Origin of the sequence: Propioniferax innocua, from assembly GCF_006716235.1 — a bacterium.
Lineage (GTDB): Bacteria > Actinomycetota > Actinomycetes > Propionibacteriales > Propionibacteriaceae > Propioniferax > Propioniferax innocua.
On the sequence record NZ_VFOR01000002.1, the window covers coordinates 852,932 to 869,224 of the forward strand.

Consider the following 16,293-nt stretch of genomic DNA (forward strand, 5'->3'; position numbering starts at 1 on the left):
AGTGACCGCCACTCAGCCTTTCCGCTTCCACCCGAAATTCTCCCAGCGTGAGTGCAGATACGCTGACATCTTTCCCCCAACATCACGGGCACACTCAATGTCCACCTCGATTTCCGGCTCAGCATTCGCCGGTCGCCTTATTTGCGAATCCACTCGCTCTCGCGCCAGTGCCAGCGTAACGGGAGCAAAGTCCTCACTGTCACGACCAATTGAAGCAACAGCGAGCTGCGTAATCAATGCACCACCATTAGCCAATTCTAGCTGAACTTCAACTGGCAGCACCTCGCGCGAGCTACGGTTGGTCTTGACAGCAATTGCCGCTAAAACCCCTGCCGCTTCGCCAATCGCAGTCACTGTGGGATGGAGGCGAATAGCCCCAGATGCAATGCGACTCACAGAGATGTTTTTCTCTGCCACAAGAAAACCATCCACCCACTTCGGTATGAGCGAATGCATCGGAATGGAGAACGGCCCCTCTCTCCACGACTTCGGCTTATCCTCCAACGTCTCGCCAAGCGTCTCTTTTTCCAAGTCGCCGGCCTGCCTCCCCCCGTGAAGGTCCGGCGGATAGGTCCCTACCGCAATGGTGTCCTTGTGCCAAGGCGCCTCTCCATGGTTACGGTCGCGCCAGATTTCCTTCCCAACCAACGTGCCGGCCCCTATAACGCGCCTAGACTCACGAATATACGGAATCAACGGGCTGTGCCGCTCAAACTCACGATACTTCTCATCGATATGAGGATTGAACGACCGCGGACCATCCGCAAACCCCTCGTCCGTTGCAACCGACCAATTCAAGCCCAACTCTTGCTGCATGTAAAAGAGGACACAAAGGGTTTTCTCGAACGCCATCGCGTCCGCCTCTTGGCGCTCTTCAGGGCTAGTGAGGTACGCAGTAGTGACGGGGAAGTCGTTCATGTAGTTGAGGCACGTGCGAGTCACGCGCTGCCACTCGGCCCCAGTGTGCACTTGACGACGACTAAGGTCCGGAGCCGCTCGATAGGCGGCAAACCCCAATGGCCCCAGCCTCAGCATGGGATCGACCAACGGGACACCCAACTTCGGCATTGCGCGCGCGAATGACAACGACGTTCGCCCGTAGCCGCGCGGAGGCTCCTTCAGCACCAGCTCATCCGGCACACCGTCGGGATACTCACGCACTACCAAAGTCCGCGTGATGTCCTGGATTGGCGCAAATGCTACTGCTCGCGGCCAAGTCATCAAACCATCTGACTCCAACCGGCCGATTCGATGCGGAACTCCCCCGAGAGAGAGCAGTTCCCCTGTCTCGGTCGCATCGATCGTAACTTTCGCCGTGATGGGGCCAGCTTGCGTCTTGACGCCGCCCACTGTTGCCCCGTTCCTGATAACACCGGTCACCTGAGTGTTGCGCAGCGTCACGACCCCGGACTCCCTGAGCATCTCAGTCAACACGCGCTCAGCTCCTGAAACATTGGGGCCGATGGAATCATCCCGGTAGTGCGTGACATTGAGAGGACGTGACAATTCCCCTTCATACAGGTCCAGCAACCTGCTGACGTACTCTCCCCAAATTCCATGATCGTTGATCATGCGATCATAGAATGTGGTGACATCAAAAGACGACACCCCGGCAGCAGTTGCCTGCCCTCCCACCATGTGGGTTTCTTCAACCAGAACAACCTGCAAACCACGACGCGCAGAGGCAACAGCGGCGGCGACGCCAGACAGGCCACCTCCCACCACTACAATGTCTGCAGCACGCTCGGCCTCATCGGGCATCTTGTTCCAGATCGCCCGGAGCTCATCAGTGATCGGGCCCCCCTCCGCTTCGTGCCCGATCTCAAACCGCCCGAAACGTTCACGTGCCCACGGCCAACCACTCTGATAGGTCGACAGCTGGTTCCGGTTGTCCTGCGCCACGGCGACTACCCCTTCGAACGGCAACGGCAGGAGCATACCCACTCGGGACGACTTCGACCCAGCCTTCAGCGATTGAGAGGCCACCCCGCGACAGCGACAACGACACGGCGAGCCTCGGAGAACTTGCGATACCGTACTTCGTGATAGGTCGCGCAGCTGCTCTTGGCTCAGACTTGGGACGCTATCGGCACGGCGCGAATATGGTCAGGCACCGTTGGGGCCATGTCGACGAAAGGGGTTGGGTGTGGGCACTTTCACAACCAAGCTTGCCGCTCTCGCCTCGTCCTTGCCAGTAACTCCGTACGGCACTGGCTTCCCCGGGGACATCTTCTACATCGGATCTCAGCGGCTCGCCGACTCCATCCAGAACCGCGCCCACCTCATCCACATAACCCCTCGCGACATCAAAATTGCGCCCAGGTTTCTTCGCCCGAGGTGCTTGGCCATCGAGTTGATCACGCTTCCCACGCGGCCCAGCTGGTTCAAACGCTTGGCAACCGGCAAGACCCTCGACAGGGATTTAAGTTCGCTGATTGGCACGTTGCAGGCTTCCAACGTTGAAACAATGGGCTTGTGGACGAACCCTAACAACAATGCCAAGGCTTTCGAATCGTTGATCGCCGCGTTGGGCCAAGTCGTTATCCCGGAACCGCTGGACACACCCCAGACGCTTCCTCCCGAAGTCAAGGTTTTCCACGTGGGAAGCGAGCCATACCACCTCGGAGAGGTTCTGCTCGGACGGGATCGGCACTGCTCATGAAGGTGACATTATTTGACGGAATTCAAGAGATGCACGTCGTGCACTCTCTGGCGTCAGCGTTGCGTGCTCGTGGCCATGACGTGCAAGTGACAGGCAAGCTGACTGGGGGCTTTACCTACATCGAAAGCACCGAAGACCAGCTGACAGTCAGTCTCGCCATCACGTCCGTTGCCGAGTTCGAGCCCGACCTCATCTTGGTTTTCCGCCCTGCCGCCCTCCCTCCCCAACTCATTCAATTGCTACGGGGGAGAATTCCCAACGATTGTCTTGTCCTTGCTTGGTTCTCCGACGATCCAGTCTTGTGGAAGCTCAGCTATGCGCCCACGCTGGACTTCTACGATTTCGTTCTGCACTGTGGCTCTGAACGGATCCTGAAATTCTACGAATCCAACCACGGCCGCCCCACGGGCCTGAACTTTCCATTCTGGACGGGGCAGGATCAGTTCGCCCGTGTGTACGGCTCGAAAGAACCCGAAACGGACGCGGTCTTCTTGGGCAATGTCGGGAACAGCGTTCGTCGAGAGCGGTACTTCCTCTTGAGCAGCCTCGGAGTGAACCTCCGAGTCCACGGCGATGTCCCCGACGACCACTTCCATCTCTCGGGAGGCCTCCTCGACTCGCACCGCGAGCTGGAGGAGATGGCTGCAACCTCACGGATTGCCATCAACATCCCCCAACGATTCTCCGACCACGCCAACCGCCCCACATGGTTCGAGGGACTTGACGCACTCGGAACATTCGAGCTGCCCAGCCGCGTCATACAGTGCGCAGCGATGGGCCTTCCTGTCGTGAGCTTGGAGACGATCCCACCAAGCCACCGGCATCCATTTCCGGAGGTCACCCGCGTACCTGATCCCGACGCACTGCAACGCACGATCAAAGCAATCCTAAACGACACCGATCTACGTGCCCTCTCCGAAGCGGTCCACAGCCGTTTTCGCTCAACGTTCTCTGCGTCCGCGCGTGCGCTGATGCTCGAGCACCTGGCCCAAGACCCCGAAACATGGCGCCAACTCTCCGCAGAAGAGCGAACAACGTTCTACGAACAGTTCGACGGAGATTCCGCAATAAACACCTCCGCTGAAACCGTCAAGGCAGCTGATCGCTCCACCATGCGAATCTCTCCGGACACGCAACGCCGCCTTCGCATCGTCATCGCGGGAGAACGGTGGCGTGAACCCTTTTCCTTGGCGAGGATCACGGAGAGAAGCCTCCGTGCGCTCGGCCATACGGTCACGCGCCTCGACCTGGCTTCGAATGAAACCAGGCTGAAGACCGACCACCTGGGGGAGCTACGCGGCGAGTTGACGTGGAGCCTCGTGGATGAAGCGGCAGGAGACCGCGCGGACGTGTTGTTCCTATGTTCCAACGAGTACCTGCCCCCGCCCCCAAGCGCGCGCCCGTGCGTCTGGCATGGCGCCATGCTCAACAATGTCGTCACCCCTGCCACCCGGATCGCCGCCCGATGCCATCGCATCACCAGCCCACAGCTCGATCAGGTCGCCCACTGGATCACACGAGGATTCACTAACCTGTCGTATCTGCCTGACCTGTTCGACGCCGAGATGCTTGCCGCAACAGATGGCCGCGCTGAGGGCGAGCACGCCATCTGCGTCCTGTCTGAAACAGAGCGCCACGTGCGTTCGTTCCCGAAGCTGTGGGACTGGGCCCCCGAAACCGACATCCTTCACTACACCACTGACCGCATCTCTGAATTTCCTGCCGCCATGGAACGGCTTGCCGCAGCCCTGGGAGGCATGATTACGTGCACGCTCCCGGATCCGTCACGAGCAGGAAACTTGCCCCACCGGCTGCTAGGGGTCAGCCTTGCCGCCCGAAATATCGTCCTGATCCCTCGCACATGCGTGATACCGGCAGATCTCCAGTCCGGGGTAAACTGTCTCGTGTTCAATGACCCCCGCGAGGCGCAGTTGAAACTCCGTCGTTTGGCACGAGACAATCCCGACCTAGAGCCGTTCCGCGACGCCGCCCGCGCCGCAGCGCTGGACCGATACTCTGCAGAGAAACACATGGGCGAACTGCTTGCCTCACTTCAACCATAGGATTCAGGCGCACGTCAGACGTCAGCACGAGGAGTAGCATGAACGAGGAGATCGCCGAGCTTCGCCACGATCTCGAGGGCAAGATCTTCGACCAAGGTTTTCATTGGCGCATTCTTTTCTTGGGCACCTCTGTCAACGGCCCGACGGACATCGTCGCTTCGTTGTCGCGATCGCTGCGGAACCTAGGACATCACGTACTGGAACTGGACGCCCGAAAGCACAAGTACCGTAGCAATCCGCTCAAGCGGCAAGGCGGCATGGGCCCAGTATACGTGCAGTTCGAAAGCCTCCGTCCGGTGCTCGACCGGTTCGAGCCCCAGATGATCGTGTGCTGCGCCGGCGGCATGACCTTCACGGAAGAGGACGCGCAGCGCCTCAAGGAACGCGGCATCGTGCTAGTCGGTATCACCCTCAGCGACCCTGATGTCTTCCCGTCAATCAAGGAGCACCAGCACGTCTTCGACATACACACCACCAATGCAGAGATTGCGTTGGACATGTATCAGGAAGCCGGACTGAACAACACTGTGTATTTCCCGTTCGGAATCGACCGGGGTTTCGTCACGCAAAGCGTTCCAGAGACCGGGAAATTCGACGCGGACGTGATCTGCCTCGGCCACGCCACCAACCGGCCCGACCGGAACTCGATGATGACGGCTCTTGCGAAGGACTTCGACGTCAAGACCTACGGTCGTGGCTGGGAGATCCCCAACTCCGAGACAGTATCCGGAACGGAGATGGTCCAAGCGCTCCGCGGGGGACGTATCCACGTGAACTTCCCGCTGACTCGCGCTGGTTTCGTGAACATCAAGTGCGGCGTATTCGAGTCGGCTGGCCAAGGTCGGCTGGTGGCCACTGGACGGTTTGACGAGATGGCTCGGTTCTTCGAGTACGGCGAGGAGATCATCGGGTACGACGACTCCGAAGATTTGGCTCACCAGATTACCCATCTCCTAGCAAACCCCGACGAGCTGGAACGGATTTCCGTCAACGGGTTCAAACGGATAGTCAATGACCACCTGTATGAGCACCGCTGGATGGATCTTTTCAGGCAGATCCGCACGATGGACATCCCCAATGCCAGCCAACTCGACCAAAAGCGAGTCGCCGACGTACGCGAGATCTTGGGCAAGTCTTACCCACGAGCCAAGAAGGTCATCGTCTCCGGGTTCTACGGAGCACGGAACTTGGGGGACGAAGCCATCCTTCGGTCGATCAGCTCTCGACTTCAGAGTGCCGACGAAGCCATCCAAGTCCATGTCGCCTCGGAGAATCCCACTTTGGTGGAAGCGACACATGGCCTCCAAGCTTTCGAACGTAAAGCCCACAGGGTCACCGGATACCAGGTTCGGCAGGCCTCCGCCGTGGTTCTCGGAGGCGGCGGTCTTTGGCACGACTACACCTTCGAACGGGGCGGCGGCCTGTCAGCGATGTTCAACGGAGGCACGATCTCCATCGCCGGGTTCGGCATTCTTCCCCTGATGGGCCGTGTCATCGATGTTCCGTTCCACGTGGTGGGCATGGGAGTGGGGCCCCTTGATGACCCGCTCGCACGCAAAGCGGTTCGATACCTCGCGTCACAAGCGGATTCAATCTTCGTGCGAGACCCCGAATCCGGGGACATGCTCACCGAGATCCTGGGCTCTGATGCCAACATCCACGTCGGACCGGACACTGTGTACGCCGTGGATCTGAACAGGATTTCCCACGTGATTCCTCGCGAGGTCGAAGAGTTGAAGGATGAGGGTTACACAATCATCGGCCTCAACCTGCGCCCGTGGGCAGCTGCCAACATGGACGACGTCGCCGAGGCGGCAGCCACAGCTCTCTCCCAGGTTGCAGCTGACTTGGAACAACGAGGGCAGAAGCTTGCCGTCATCGGTCTGCCCATGCAGGGTGGCAAGCGTATGGATGAGGCAGCGATCCAGTCCGTGTTCAAGCACCTCCCCCTCTCAGTCAAGCACGTGCACTTTGCGCCCAGCGGCAACTTGTCCTTGGAGAACTACCTGGGGGCACTCGAACACTGCTCGACCATCCTGTGTATGCGACTTCACGCAGCGCTCTTGGCACACCGGTCCGGCCGACCCGCGGTTGGCTTGTGCTATGACCCCAAAGTGACCCGACACTTTGCGGAGGTCGGGCGTAGTGATGCTGGCCTCCCGTTGACCGCCTCCTCCGAAGACATCGCAAGAGCACTCACTGCCAGCATGAACAGCGGACTCTCCGAAGCCAACACAGCGGCAGTTCGCGACTTGGAAAACGCTGCGCTTGCCTCACTGGACATCGCTGTCAGCGCGATCGCTGACATGGAACCGGTCGAAGCGGTCTATGAGGTACCAGCCGACGACGAAGCTGTGGCCAATGCCACCCCTGCCAAGACCGCAGCCAAGCCTGCCGTCGCCCCCTCAGCCTTCTTCACTGAAGTCCAGCCCTCCTCTGTCGGGCTCGGGGGCGTCAAGCCCAAGCCGAAGGGGCCATTCCGCTTCGGAACCCAGCATCTCTCGGTCGGGTTGGTTGGGGTGACCCAGCCGGAAGCCGGGATGTATGTCGGCCATACCGCTAAGGTGCGCTTCAAGACCCCGAAACCACTCCAGTTGGCGCTTCGGATCAAGAACCCCTACGCAAACGAGATGGCACGAGGAAAGATCTTCCTCGAACTGGAAATCGGATCATTCGCCTACCGCATCGACCTCGTCGAGACTGCAGAAGAGATTGAGCTCAAGTACCTCCATCGTGGTGAATCCACGGACTTGAGGTTCGGGCTCCGTGTGGTTGATGATGCGTTCAGGGCTCGGTCTTGGGAGACAGCCAGCACGGCTGAGCTCCTCATTGAGGCGACTACGCCCGGCCACGCCACCGATAAAGAGCTGCTCATAGCCTCAATCGGACAAGTCACCGACCGGTATGTCCATCCCATCCGTCAAGCTTCCCAGCCCTAATGCATCAGCTGCTCTCCCCCAAGGGGTTATCCGCAGACAACCGCTCGTACGCTTCTTCCGAGGAGTCCCGCAGCAGTTGCGCGCAACGCTGCGCCTCGGCAGCCTCTCCGATCCGATTGGCTGCAACAGCCAGTGCCCACACGCACCGTAGAAATCCACGGTTGGGAACATGCGACCAAGGGATCGGGCCCGCCCCCTTCCAACCTGCTCGTCGAAGAGAATCCAGCCCGCGGTGGTAGCCTGTTCGGGCATACGCATATGCATTGAGGTCCGCGTCCACCTTCTTCATCGTCAAAGCGCCCTCCGCCAGCAGCGCCCAACACAGACTCGACGACGGGTGCGCCTTCACGATCGCGACGAACCGGTCGCGTCCATGCTCTGCAATGTCAAGGGCGGCAGGATCTTGAGGCAGCAGCGTTTCGGGCGTCGTACCGTGTGTCGACAGCAGATTCTCGCGAGGTTCCTGATTCACGCCCACAACTGTAGCGGCAGGCTGCGACTCTGCGCCGTACCAGTCTGACCACCAAGCCGTCTCATGACATCCCATACCCTGATATTCCCGGGACTGCTGCACAAGTAGAATGACGCAGATCGTGCACAGAGCCCCGCATCGCAAGGATCATCGTGAAAATATCCATCCTCGGCAGCTGCGTCACTCGAGATGCATTTCCCGGCAAGAGCGACCCCACCTTCGAACTTGGCCAGTACATCGCGCGCTCCTCGCTGGCGAGCCTGTGCTCTGCAGCACCGCCACAGATCTTTCCGACCCACACGATCACCTCATCGTTCCAACGGCGCATGGTCGAGTTCGACCTCACCAAGCAAGGCGTGACGCGTCTGATCCAGAGCGACCCCGATGCATTGATCTATGACCCGATCGATGAACGGTTCCACCTGTGGGCATGGCCCGACAAAAGCATCGCGACCCTGTCCGTGGAGTTCCATTCCATGAAGCCCCCCGCACGTTCCTCGCGCTTGCGGATACCCGAAATCGAGGAAGCTTCTCCAAAATTCCGTTGGCTGGAGCATAGGAACTGATAAGCGACTGTCTGACTACGAAGTCCAACATCTCCGCCCTGCCTGCCATGTGCCCATCGACGACGCGACGCGCCAAGCCGCTGCCGTACACAAACACACGCCGAGTACCGGGCGCGTCTCCGCCTTCCCTTGAAGCTGACACGTACACACCTCCGTCATGACAGCCACCTCAGCTTGAGGCTGAACCTACAAGATGGTCGACACAGCCGTCGCCACACCCAGGCCGCATCAGAGGCATGAGCGCACGAAAATTAGAATCGGCAAAAATATCACAGCAGCCAGGGGCAGACGACGCCTGCGCTTCTTAACCCAAGCCACGCAGGCCCTTCCCGGCGAGTCGCCATGGCCACCTTCGAGTGCTAACCTGCCACAATCCTGCTCTTGGTGCACATGGGGGTACATATCGTGGCTGGCCTAATGCTCTTCGGTGGATGCTTGATGGGCGACACCTACCACCAGCGTCTGAAGGGCGATTTCTCACTGCTGTGCTACGTTGCTCGCCAGTCACTTATTAGCGCAATGAGTGGCCCTACTTCTGGACTGCCGGATCCCAAGCTTGGATCAGCCTTTCAGAAAAGGTGCGTTGACGGCGATATCAAGGGCGATCTTTATACCAAGATCAGTCGATTCAGCGCTGATGCGGACGTATTCGCCATGGACCTTCTCGTCGAGAGACTCGGCGTTCTGAAGATGCCCGACAGGACGTACATCACCCGCTCCAACGAGTTGATCAAATCATCAGCCCTCTCTCCCCTCAAGCCTGCACCACCTCACATCCGCGAAGGAACACCGCAGCATCAGAATTTGTTCCACCGTGCCGCATTTCATCTTGCAGATTCCCTGAACGGGCACGACCTACTATCCCGAACCATAGTCATCAGCACGCCATTGGCAAATGTCACATCGACCGGGCGACCGATGCATAAATTCCAACGCTACGATGTTGAAGCCATAAGCAGCCTCCTTGCGGGATATGCGCATACACTCCAGGAACTGGGGATCGAGGTTCGGAGGATGCCGCCAGAGCTTGCTGTGGCAGACGAGGATCATCAGTGGGGAGCCGCCCCTTGGCACTACACGGCCCCCGCATATGACTGGATAAGTGAACAGGTCCGAGAAAAAGCGGCATCCTGTTGACCGCCAAAGCCAAGCCTAAACGTTACCTCTCCACAGCCGCTGGGGCCTGCCTCCGCGAAGGGAACCCAAGATCAGAACTGAAAGATTGCGCCGATAAAGATTTCTGAATATGCAGCCCCATAAACAAGAGGCCCCAAACTCCACCAATCCGCACATCTGCAGCCTGCCACACAATATCCCTGCTCTGGCAACACCCGCCGGACAAGACTGGATCTAATTTTCTCGTAGAGAGCGAGTTCCCGTGGCCACCAAACACGTCCCGTCATTCGACCATCTTCTGGCCATGCATTCCAGAGCTTCTTATGCAGTTGGACCATCAGTTGTTTATACGCTCGACGACAAGATTACCACTTATCGCTTCGCTGACTCCCTCGGCGTCAAGCGCCCCGAGGTTTTGGCAGAAAATGTTCCCCTTGAGCAAGTTCCGCTCAATTCAGCCTGTGTCCTCAAGCCCAAGGTCGGCGTCTTGTCCAAGAATGTGTTTAAGATCATCGATGACGAGGCCACCGAGCTCACAACGAACCGCGCCATGCCCATCGAAGAGATGCTCCAAGTACTACGTGAACGCATCACGTCCAACAAAGTCAAAGACGCTTGGATAGTCGAAGGGTTGGTGACCGACCCAGAAACAGGCGGGATCCCGCACGACTTCAAGTTCTACGGATTCTATGGGGCCATTCCGTTGGTCTTGGAGACGATCCGAGAGCCCGAAGTACGGCGATGCTGGTATGACGGCGACGGAAACCTCGAACACACGACTGGAGTTTTCGACAGCAGTTTCTTCGAGGGCTCAGGGGTCCCTGACGGGATGATGGATTTAGCCCAAAGGATCAGCCGGGAGATTCCTGCCCCATTTATCCGAATCGACTTCCTGCGCGGGAGCGAACCATACCTGAACGAGTTCACGCCCCGCCCCGGAGGCCTCTGGGAGTTTACACGGAGGTGGGACCAAAAGTTGGGTAGTTACTACATCAATGCTCAAGTGCGTGTAGAGCGCGACCTTGTGGCCGGCAAAGAGTTCTCCGCATATCGAAAACTTCACCGTTAGTGTCCGCACGAAAGACTCGAACCAGAACGAGGCTATGGCACCTCGAGGAAGAAACGCCCCTTCAAACCTCACACACGGGCCTTTAGCCTCACAGGGGCACCGCTCAACGGAGCTGTGCCGCTACAGCCGTACCACGCGTCAACGTTCGAACGACCGTGATGAACAGGCCCGTTCGCTGACCTACCCCTCTGCCTCCACCAACACCTTGCCGAAGGCGTGTCCCGATTCAAGTCGTGCGAAGGCGTCCTTGGCGTCGGCGAACGCGAAGGTCTGGTCGATCGTCGGTTCAATGTGTTGGTGCATCACGAGGTCGGTCACTTGATGGAGCTGGGCGACCGACCCCATCGTGCTACCGATCACACGGAGCTGCTGGAAGAAGAGACGCTGCAGCTCACCCTTGGGCGGATTCGCTCCAGAGGTGGTCCCGGTCAGCACGAGCGTGCCACCGGGGCGCAGGGACTTGAGCGAATGCGACCACGTGGCCTCGCCCACGGTGTCGAGCACCGCGTCGACCTTCACCGGCAGACGTTCACCGGTCTCGAAGGCATCGGCTGCGCCCAGATCGACGGCACGTTGGCCTCGTTCCTCCGACCGACTCGTCACGAAAGCCCGGATCCCCGTCGCGGCAGCCAGTTGCACCGCTGCTGTGGCGACGCCGCCACCCGCGCCCTGCACCAGAACCGTGTCACCGGGCTGGACGCCTGCGCTGGAGAACAGCATCTTGTAGGCCGTCAACCATGCGGTCGGCAGGCTCGCCGCCGTCGCCCACGACATGCCCTCCGGCTTGGGCACCAGATTCCGCTTGGGAACGTACACGTATTCGGCCAATGTGCCGGGGTACTTCTCGGACAACAGCGTCCGCTTCGGGTCGAGCGTCTCCTCACCCGACCAGTCGGGGGAAGGGATCACCGCGTGCACGATCACCTCGTCACCATCATCGGTGACGCCCGCCACGTCCGTGCCGAGCACCATGGGGAGCTGCTCCTCACGCAGACCCACGCCTCGCAGCGACCACAGGTCATGATGATTCAGGGACGCCATGCGCGTCCTCACCCGCACCCAGCCCTCGACAGGAGCGCGGTCATCCACGTGGATGAGGTCGAGCTGTGAAACCGGATCGTCAGCATCGAAACCCGATGCGGCCCATGCCTTCATGATGAAACCTCCCGTCTCCCGGGCTCAGTGCCCACTGATGCCACAGTCTCCCAGAACACCGGCCTCATCCGAAGTAGGACAACGCCCCCGCCACCGGGCCCAGGAGCACAGCAAGCCAGGAGATCTCGCGCATATGTTTCGCGATCGGCTCATCCCCCTTGCGTTCGGCTCGCCCGGCTTCGACCCGCAGCCCCACGACCGACGCCACCGTCAACACCACGGCTGCCCCTACCAGGAACACGCGGGGAATCCACACCAAGGGCACCTGCCACATCACTGCGACCACGATCAGAACGACCAGCACCACGGTGAGGACGAACATGAGCGCAATCAGGTGATTGAGCAGGAGCCTCATGGGAAGCAGCGTGCACCCCAGAACCACGGCGAGCGGGGCCAGCACCCCCAGAAGGAAGCCCGAGGTCATGTGCACACCGGATCCACCATCGGCGTACATGATCCCGGCCATGATCGACGCAAAACAGGCCACCACCATGACGGCGATCCACACGATCGCCGCCACATAGACCGGCATGCCGATCTCCCTGCCCAGAGCGAACCCGGACATGTTCAAGAACTCCTCATCGGAGTCACCTCGCTGCCCGAGCGTCCACTGATCGGCGAGCACGACCGGATCCCCGAAGGCCGCATGCAAACCCCGCTCGCGGGCCATGGCAGACCTCGCATGGGCATCATGCAGGTCGCCCACGGCTCGGTTCACCTCCGAACTGGATGCCCCACGTTCCTCCAGACGGCGCACGAAAGCCCAGGCCCAAGTGGCGTCGACACCTTGGAATGATCCGACCGGTCGTGGTTCATGCTGGCTCATCGGCCTCCTCCACTCCGATACGCAAGCGTTCACACCAATGCGATGAGTACTCGAAAGCTACTCTCAACACCTCACTTGAGAGTAGAAAGCCTGCAAACCCCACCACCACAGGCTTCTTCGCACCACTCCAGCTCTACTCTAAAATTTTTAGAGTAGAGCCAAGGCGTTCGTCGCAGCCCACGACAAAGCGGCGCACCCCGAAGGATGCGCCGCTCGTGCGAGTCGATCAGATCAACCGATGATCACATCTTGGTGCCGGCCGAACGCAGCTCCTGGCAGGCCTGGACGACACGGGCAGCCATGCCGGCCTCAGCGGCCTTGCCCCACGCGCGCGGGTCGTACATCTTCTTGTTGCCGACCTCACCATCGATCTTCAGCACACCGTCGTAGTTGCGGAGCATGTGCTCCGCCACCGGGCGGGTGAACGCGTACTGCGTGTCGGTGTCGACGTTCATCTTCACCACGCCGTAATCAACGGCGTCGGAGATCTCCTGGGCCGACGAGCCCGAGCCACCGTGGAACACGAGGTGGAACGGCTTGTCGGTCTTGGTGCCGAGCTCCTTCGACACCGCGGCCTGGGCCTCCTTGAGCACCTCGGGGCGCAGCTTCACATGGCCGGGCTTGTAGACACCGTGCACGTTGCCGAAGGTCAGAGCCGTCATGTAATAGCCCTTCTCACCGGTGCCGAGGGCCTTTGCGGTGGCGATGGCGTCCTCCGGGGTGGAGTACAGCTTCTCGTTCATCTCACCGACGACGCCGTCCTCCTCACCACCGACGACACCGATCTCGACCTCGAGGACGATCTTGGCCTTCACGCAGCGCTCGAGGAGCTCCTGGGCGATCTGCAGGTTCTCGGTCAGCTCGGTGGCCGATCCGTCCCACATGTGCGACTGGAACAGCGGATCCTGCCCGTTCTTGACGCGCTCCTCGGAGATCGCGAGCAGCGGACGCACAAAGCCGTCCAGCTTGTCCTTGGGGCAGTGGTCGGTGTGCAGGGCGATGTTCACCGGGTACTTCTCGGCGACCACCCGGGCATACTCGGCGAAGGCCGTGGCACCGGTGACCATGTCCTTGACCGTGGGCCCGGAAAGGTACTGCGAGCCACCGGTCGACACCTGGATGATGCCGTCCGACTCGGCTTCGGCGAAGCCCTGGAGCGCAGCGTGAAGCGTCTGCGAGGAGCTCACGTTGATCGCGGGGTAGGCGAAGGACTTGTTCTTGGCCCGGTCCAGCATCTCGGCATAGACATCAGGAGTGGCGATGGGCATTGCTGCACCTCTCTCTTGGTGGAGTGTGTCGGTCTCAGTCTGTCATTGCATGCGCCGACGCCGACGAGGGCCCCGCCGGTTGCTGCGGGTCCGGTGAGGGGGCCACCGCCCCAGAGCCCCTCGTGACGTCACGGTCGATGGGCCGCAGGTCGATGCCCAGCCGATTGACCGTCTCGGCGCGCACCACCAGATCCAATGTGGCGGGGCTGGCGTCGAGTGCATCGAGCGGGAAACGGATGACCTCGCCGGCGTCGGCGTCGACCACCAGGTGCCACCCCCAACCGAAACCTCGCTTGTCGACGCGAACCTCACGGACCTGCTCCCAGGCAACGAACTGCTGCTCGGTCTGGATTCCGTCGGGGCCGAAGATCATCGCCAACCCCGGCTTGACCATGCCGGCCTCCGCCTTGGCCCGCCGATACCTGATCCCACGCACGACTGCGCACACCGCGCCGACGACCACGTTCAGCAGCACCACCGCCCACAGGATGACCGTGACGCTGTAACCCGCCGCGCCCACCCAGCCACGAAAGACCGTGCGCCCCAACAACAGCGCCGTCCCAGCCAGCAACACGGTGAAGCCCACTGAGACCAGATCGAACGTCCACGGGTACCCCGGACCGAACACGAGCGCACGGCGACGATCGGTCACATGCGCCTGAGCCTTCTCGTACTCGAAATGGACCGGGTAGGTATTCACGCGCCCACCCTAGAACACCGGTGGTCGTGAACCAGATCAATCATCAACCGGCACCGGTAAGCGTCAGATCCATCTTCAACCGGTAACGATCAGCACGGTAGTGGGAGGCGGCCAACTCCATGACCTGCTCCCCCGCCCAGGTGACGCGCTCCTGCACCAGCAGCGGTGCGCGACGGGCGACGCCCAGAACACTCGCCTGACGCACATCGGCCGATTCGGCCCGCACGGTCTGCTGGGCCGAGGTGACCCACACGTTGTAGCGATTCGCGAACACGTCGTAGAGGGAGTTGAGGTCCTGCTCGAGCAGCCCGGGGAACATCTCCGACGGGTAGTGCCCCACCTCCAGGGCCATCGGGGCTCCATCGGCCAGTCTCAGTCGCTCGACGCGGACCACCGGCGCGCCCGTCCGCAGATGCAGCCTGGCGGCGGTCTCGGCATCCACGCGAACCTCCTCGGCGTCCAGGACCTTCGTCTGCGGTTCGAGGCCACGGGCACGCATCTCACGGGAGAAGGACATGAGATGGAGCTGGGTGTTGATCTTGGGGCCGGTCACGTACGTGCCCTTGCCGTGCACGCGCTCCAGCTGTCCGGCCTCGACCAGATCGGCGATCGCCAACCGCACTGTCACCCGGGAGACCCCGAACTGCTCCACCAGACGCCGCTCGGAAGGGATGGCATCACCGGGGTGCAGTTGGCTGTGGATCATCTGTTCCAGCAACTCGCGAACCTGGGCGCGCTTGGTCGTGGCGGCGATCCTTCCGCGATAGGTCTCCATGACGACTCCTGACTGGTATTGACCCCGGACCAGTATCCACCAGAGGCATTCGCGCTGATCAGGGGCCGCCGCCGGGCGGCACGGCCGGTGACCCCCACCGGCGGCAGGGGCATCACGCCGGGTGCTGCAGCCCCCAGTGGTACATCGCGATCGCCGCCGCAGCACCGGCGTTGATCGACCTCGTCGACCCATGCTGGGTGATCGCCACGATGCGCTCGGCGGCGTCGAGGATCTCCGGGCTCAACCCCGGCCCCTCCGAACCGAACACAAGACAGGACGCACGCGGCAGCGTCGCCGATTCCAGGGGGACCGAACCGGGCACGTTGTCCACGGCGATCGGCGTCGACCCGACCCCTGCGAGGAAGGCCAGAAAATCGCTGGCATCTGGATGGTGATGGACGCTGAGGTACCTGTCGGTGACCATGGCGCCGCGCCGATTCCAACGCCGCCGCCCGATGATGTGGACACCGGAGACGTTGAACGCATTAGCCGTGCGCACCATGGACCCGATGTTGAAATCGTGTTCCCAGTTCTCGATCGCGATACGGAGGGGCCGACGCCGCGTGTCGAGCTCGGCGACGATCGCCTCGACACTCCAGTAGCGGAACTCATCAACCACGTTGCGCCGATCCCCCTGCGCCAAAAGCTCCGGGTCCAGACACGGATCCTGTGGCCACGGCTC

General features: G+C 60.8%; 14 protein-coding genes. 6 read left to right on the forward strand and 8 right to left on the reverse strand.

What is annotated here, in order from left to right; all coding sequences use genetic code 11:
- Nucleotides 1-12: 12 nt before the first annotated feature.
- Nucleotides 13-1,902: an FAD-dependent oxidoreductase gene (locus tag FB460_RS10675; RefSeq protein ID WP_211345947.1), complete on the reverse strand. Its 1,890-nt coding sequence runs from the start codon at nucleotides 1,900-1,902 to the stop codon at nucleotides 13-15.
- A 244-nt stretch (nucleotides 1,903-2,146) separates the two neighbouring features.
- On the opposite strand from FB460_RS10675, the gene FB460_RS10680 reads away from it, so the two are divergent.
- From FB460_RS10680 to FB460_RS10690, 3 genes are read left to right on the forward strand one after another with little or no spacing between them, the layout of a single operon-like run.
- The gene (locus tag FB460_RS10680; RefSeq protein WP_142094101.1) at nucleotides 2,147-2,662 is read left to right on the forward strand and encodes a hypothetical protein; all 516 of its coding nucleotides are present in this window, start codon (nucleotides 2,147-2,149) and stop codon (nucleotides 2,660-2,662) included.
- Nucleotides 2,659-4,725: a CgeB family protein gene (locus FB460_RS10685; protein ID WP_142094102.1), complete on the forward strand. Its 2,067-nt coding sequence runs from the start codon at nucleotides 2,659-2,661 to the stop codon at nucleotides 4,723-4,725. Before FB460_RS10680 ends, FB460_RS10685 begins: the two co-directional genes overlap by 4 nt.
- 38 nt (nucleotides 4,726-4,763) lie before the next feature.
- Nucleotides 4,764-7,664, forward strand: a complete 2,901-nt coding sequence (locus FB460_RS10690) for a polysaccharide pyruvyl transferase family protein (RefSeq protein ID WP_142094103.1) — start codon at nucleotides 4,764-4,766, stop codon at nucleotides 7,662-7,664.
- A gap of 4 nt (nucleotides 7,665-7,668) precedes the next feature.
- Here the strand turns inward: FB460_RS10690 and FB460_RS10695 are convergent, their stop codons facing one another.
- Complete coding sequence (locus FB460_RS10695; protein ID WP_246044367.1) at nucleotides 7,669-8,136, reverse strand: DUF3151 domain-containing protein; 468 nt, start codon at nucleotides 8,134-8,136, stop codon at nucleotides 7,669-7,671.
- 152 nt (nucleotides 8,137-8,288) lie between these two features.
- Here FB460_RS10695 and FB460_RS10700 point away from each other — a divergent pair, with 152 nt between their 5' ends.
- From FB460_RS10700 to FB460_RS10710, 3 genes are all read left to right on the forward strand, one after another.
- A complete protein-coding gene (locus FB460_RS10700; RefSeq protein WP_142094104.1) occupies nucleotides 8,289-8,702 on the forward strand; it encodes a DUF6270 domain-containing protein in 414 nt (137 codons plus the stop codon).
- A 417-nt stretch (nucleotides 8,703-9,119) separates the two neighbouring features.
- Complete coding sequence (locus tag FB460_RS10705) at nucleotides 9,120-9,839, forward strand: DUF6270 domain-containing protein (RefSeq protein WP_281281847.1); 720 nt, start codon at nucleotides 9,120-9,122, stop codon at nucleotides 9,837-9,839.
- Between the two features lie 241 nt (nucleotides 9,840-10,080).
- The gene (locus tag FB460_RS10710; RefSeq protein WP_142094106.1) at nucleotides 10,081-10,887 is read left to right on the forward strand and encodes an ATP-grasp fold amidoligase family protein; all 807 of its coding nucleotides are present in this window, start codon (nucleotides 10,081-10,083) and stop codon (nucleotides 10,885-10,887) included.
- A gap of 180 nt (nucleotides 10,888-11,067) precedes the next feature.
- Here FB460_RS10710 and FB460_RS10715 read toward each other — a convergent pair whose 3' ends face one another.
- The 6 genes from FB460_RS10715 to FB460_RS10740 all read right to left on the reverse strand — a co-directional run bounded on the left by FB460_RS10715 (nucleotide 11,068) and on the right by FB460_RS10740 (nucleotide 16,269).
- Nucleotides 11,068-12,042: a zinc-binding dehydrogenase gene (locus tag FB460_RS10715; protein WP_142094107.1), complete on the reverse strand. Its 975-nt coding sequence runs from the start codon at nucleotides 12,040-12,042 to the stop codon at nucleotides 11,068-11,070.
- Nucleotides 12,043-12,106: 64 nt separating this feature from the next.
- The gene (locus tag FB460_RS10720; RefSeq protein ID WP_142094108.1) at nucleotides 12,107-12,868 is read right to left on the reverse strand and encodes a hypothetical protein; all 762 of its coding nucleotides are present in this window, start codon (nucleotides 12,866-12,868) and stop codon (nucleotides 12,107-12,109) included.
- Nucleotides 12,869-13,110: 242 nt separating this feature from the next.
- Nucleotides 13,111-14,136 carry a class II fructose-bisphosphate aldolase gene (gene fbaA / locus FB460_RS10725; protein WP_142094109.1) on the reverse strand — a complete coding sequence of 342 codons (1,026 nt, stop codon included), beginning with the start codon at nucleotides 14,134-14,136 and terminating at the stop codon, nucleotides 13,111-13,113.
- Between the two features lie 34 nt (nucleotides 14,137-14,170).
- Nucleotides 14,171-14,836, reverse strand: coding sequence for a hypothetical protein (locus FB460_RS10730; RefSeq protein ID WP_142094110.1), 666 nt, complete (start codon nucleotides 14,834-14,836; stop codon nucleotides 14,171-14,173).
- 43 nt (nucleotides 14,837-14,879) lie between these two features.
- Complete coding sequence (locus FB460_RS10735) at nucleotides 14,880-15,611, reverse strand: GntR family transcriptional regulator (RefSeq protein WP_142094111.1); 732 nt, start codon at nucleotides 15,609-15,611, stop codon at nucleotides 14,880-14,882.
- A gap of 112 nt (nucleotides 15,612-15,723) precedes the next feature.
- Nucleotides 15,724-16,269, reverse strand: coding sequence for a TrmH family RNA methyltransferase (locus tag FB460_RS10740; RefSeq protein ID WP_246044395.1), 546 nt, complete (start codon nucleotides 16,267-16,269; stop codon nucleotides 15,724-15,726).
- Between the last annotated feature and the right edge of the window lie 24 nt (nucleotides 16,270-16,293).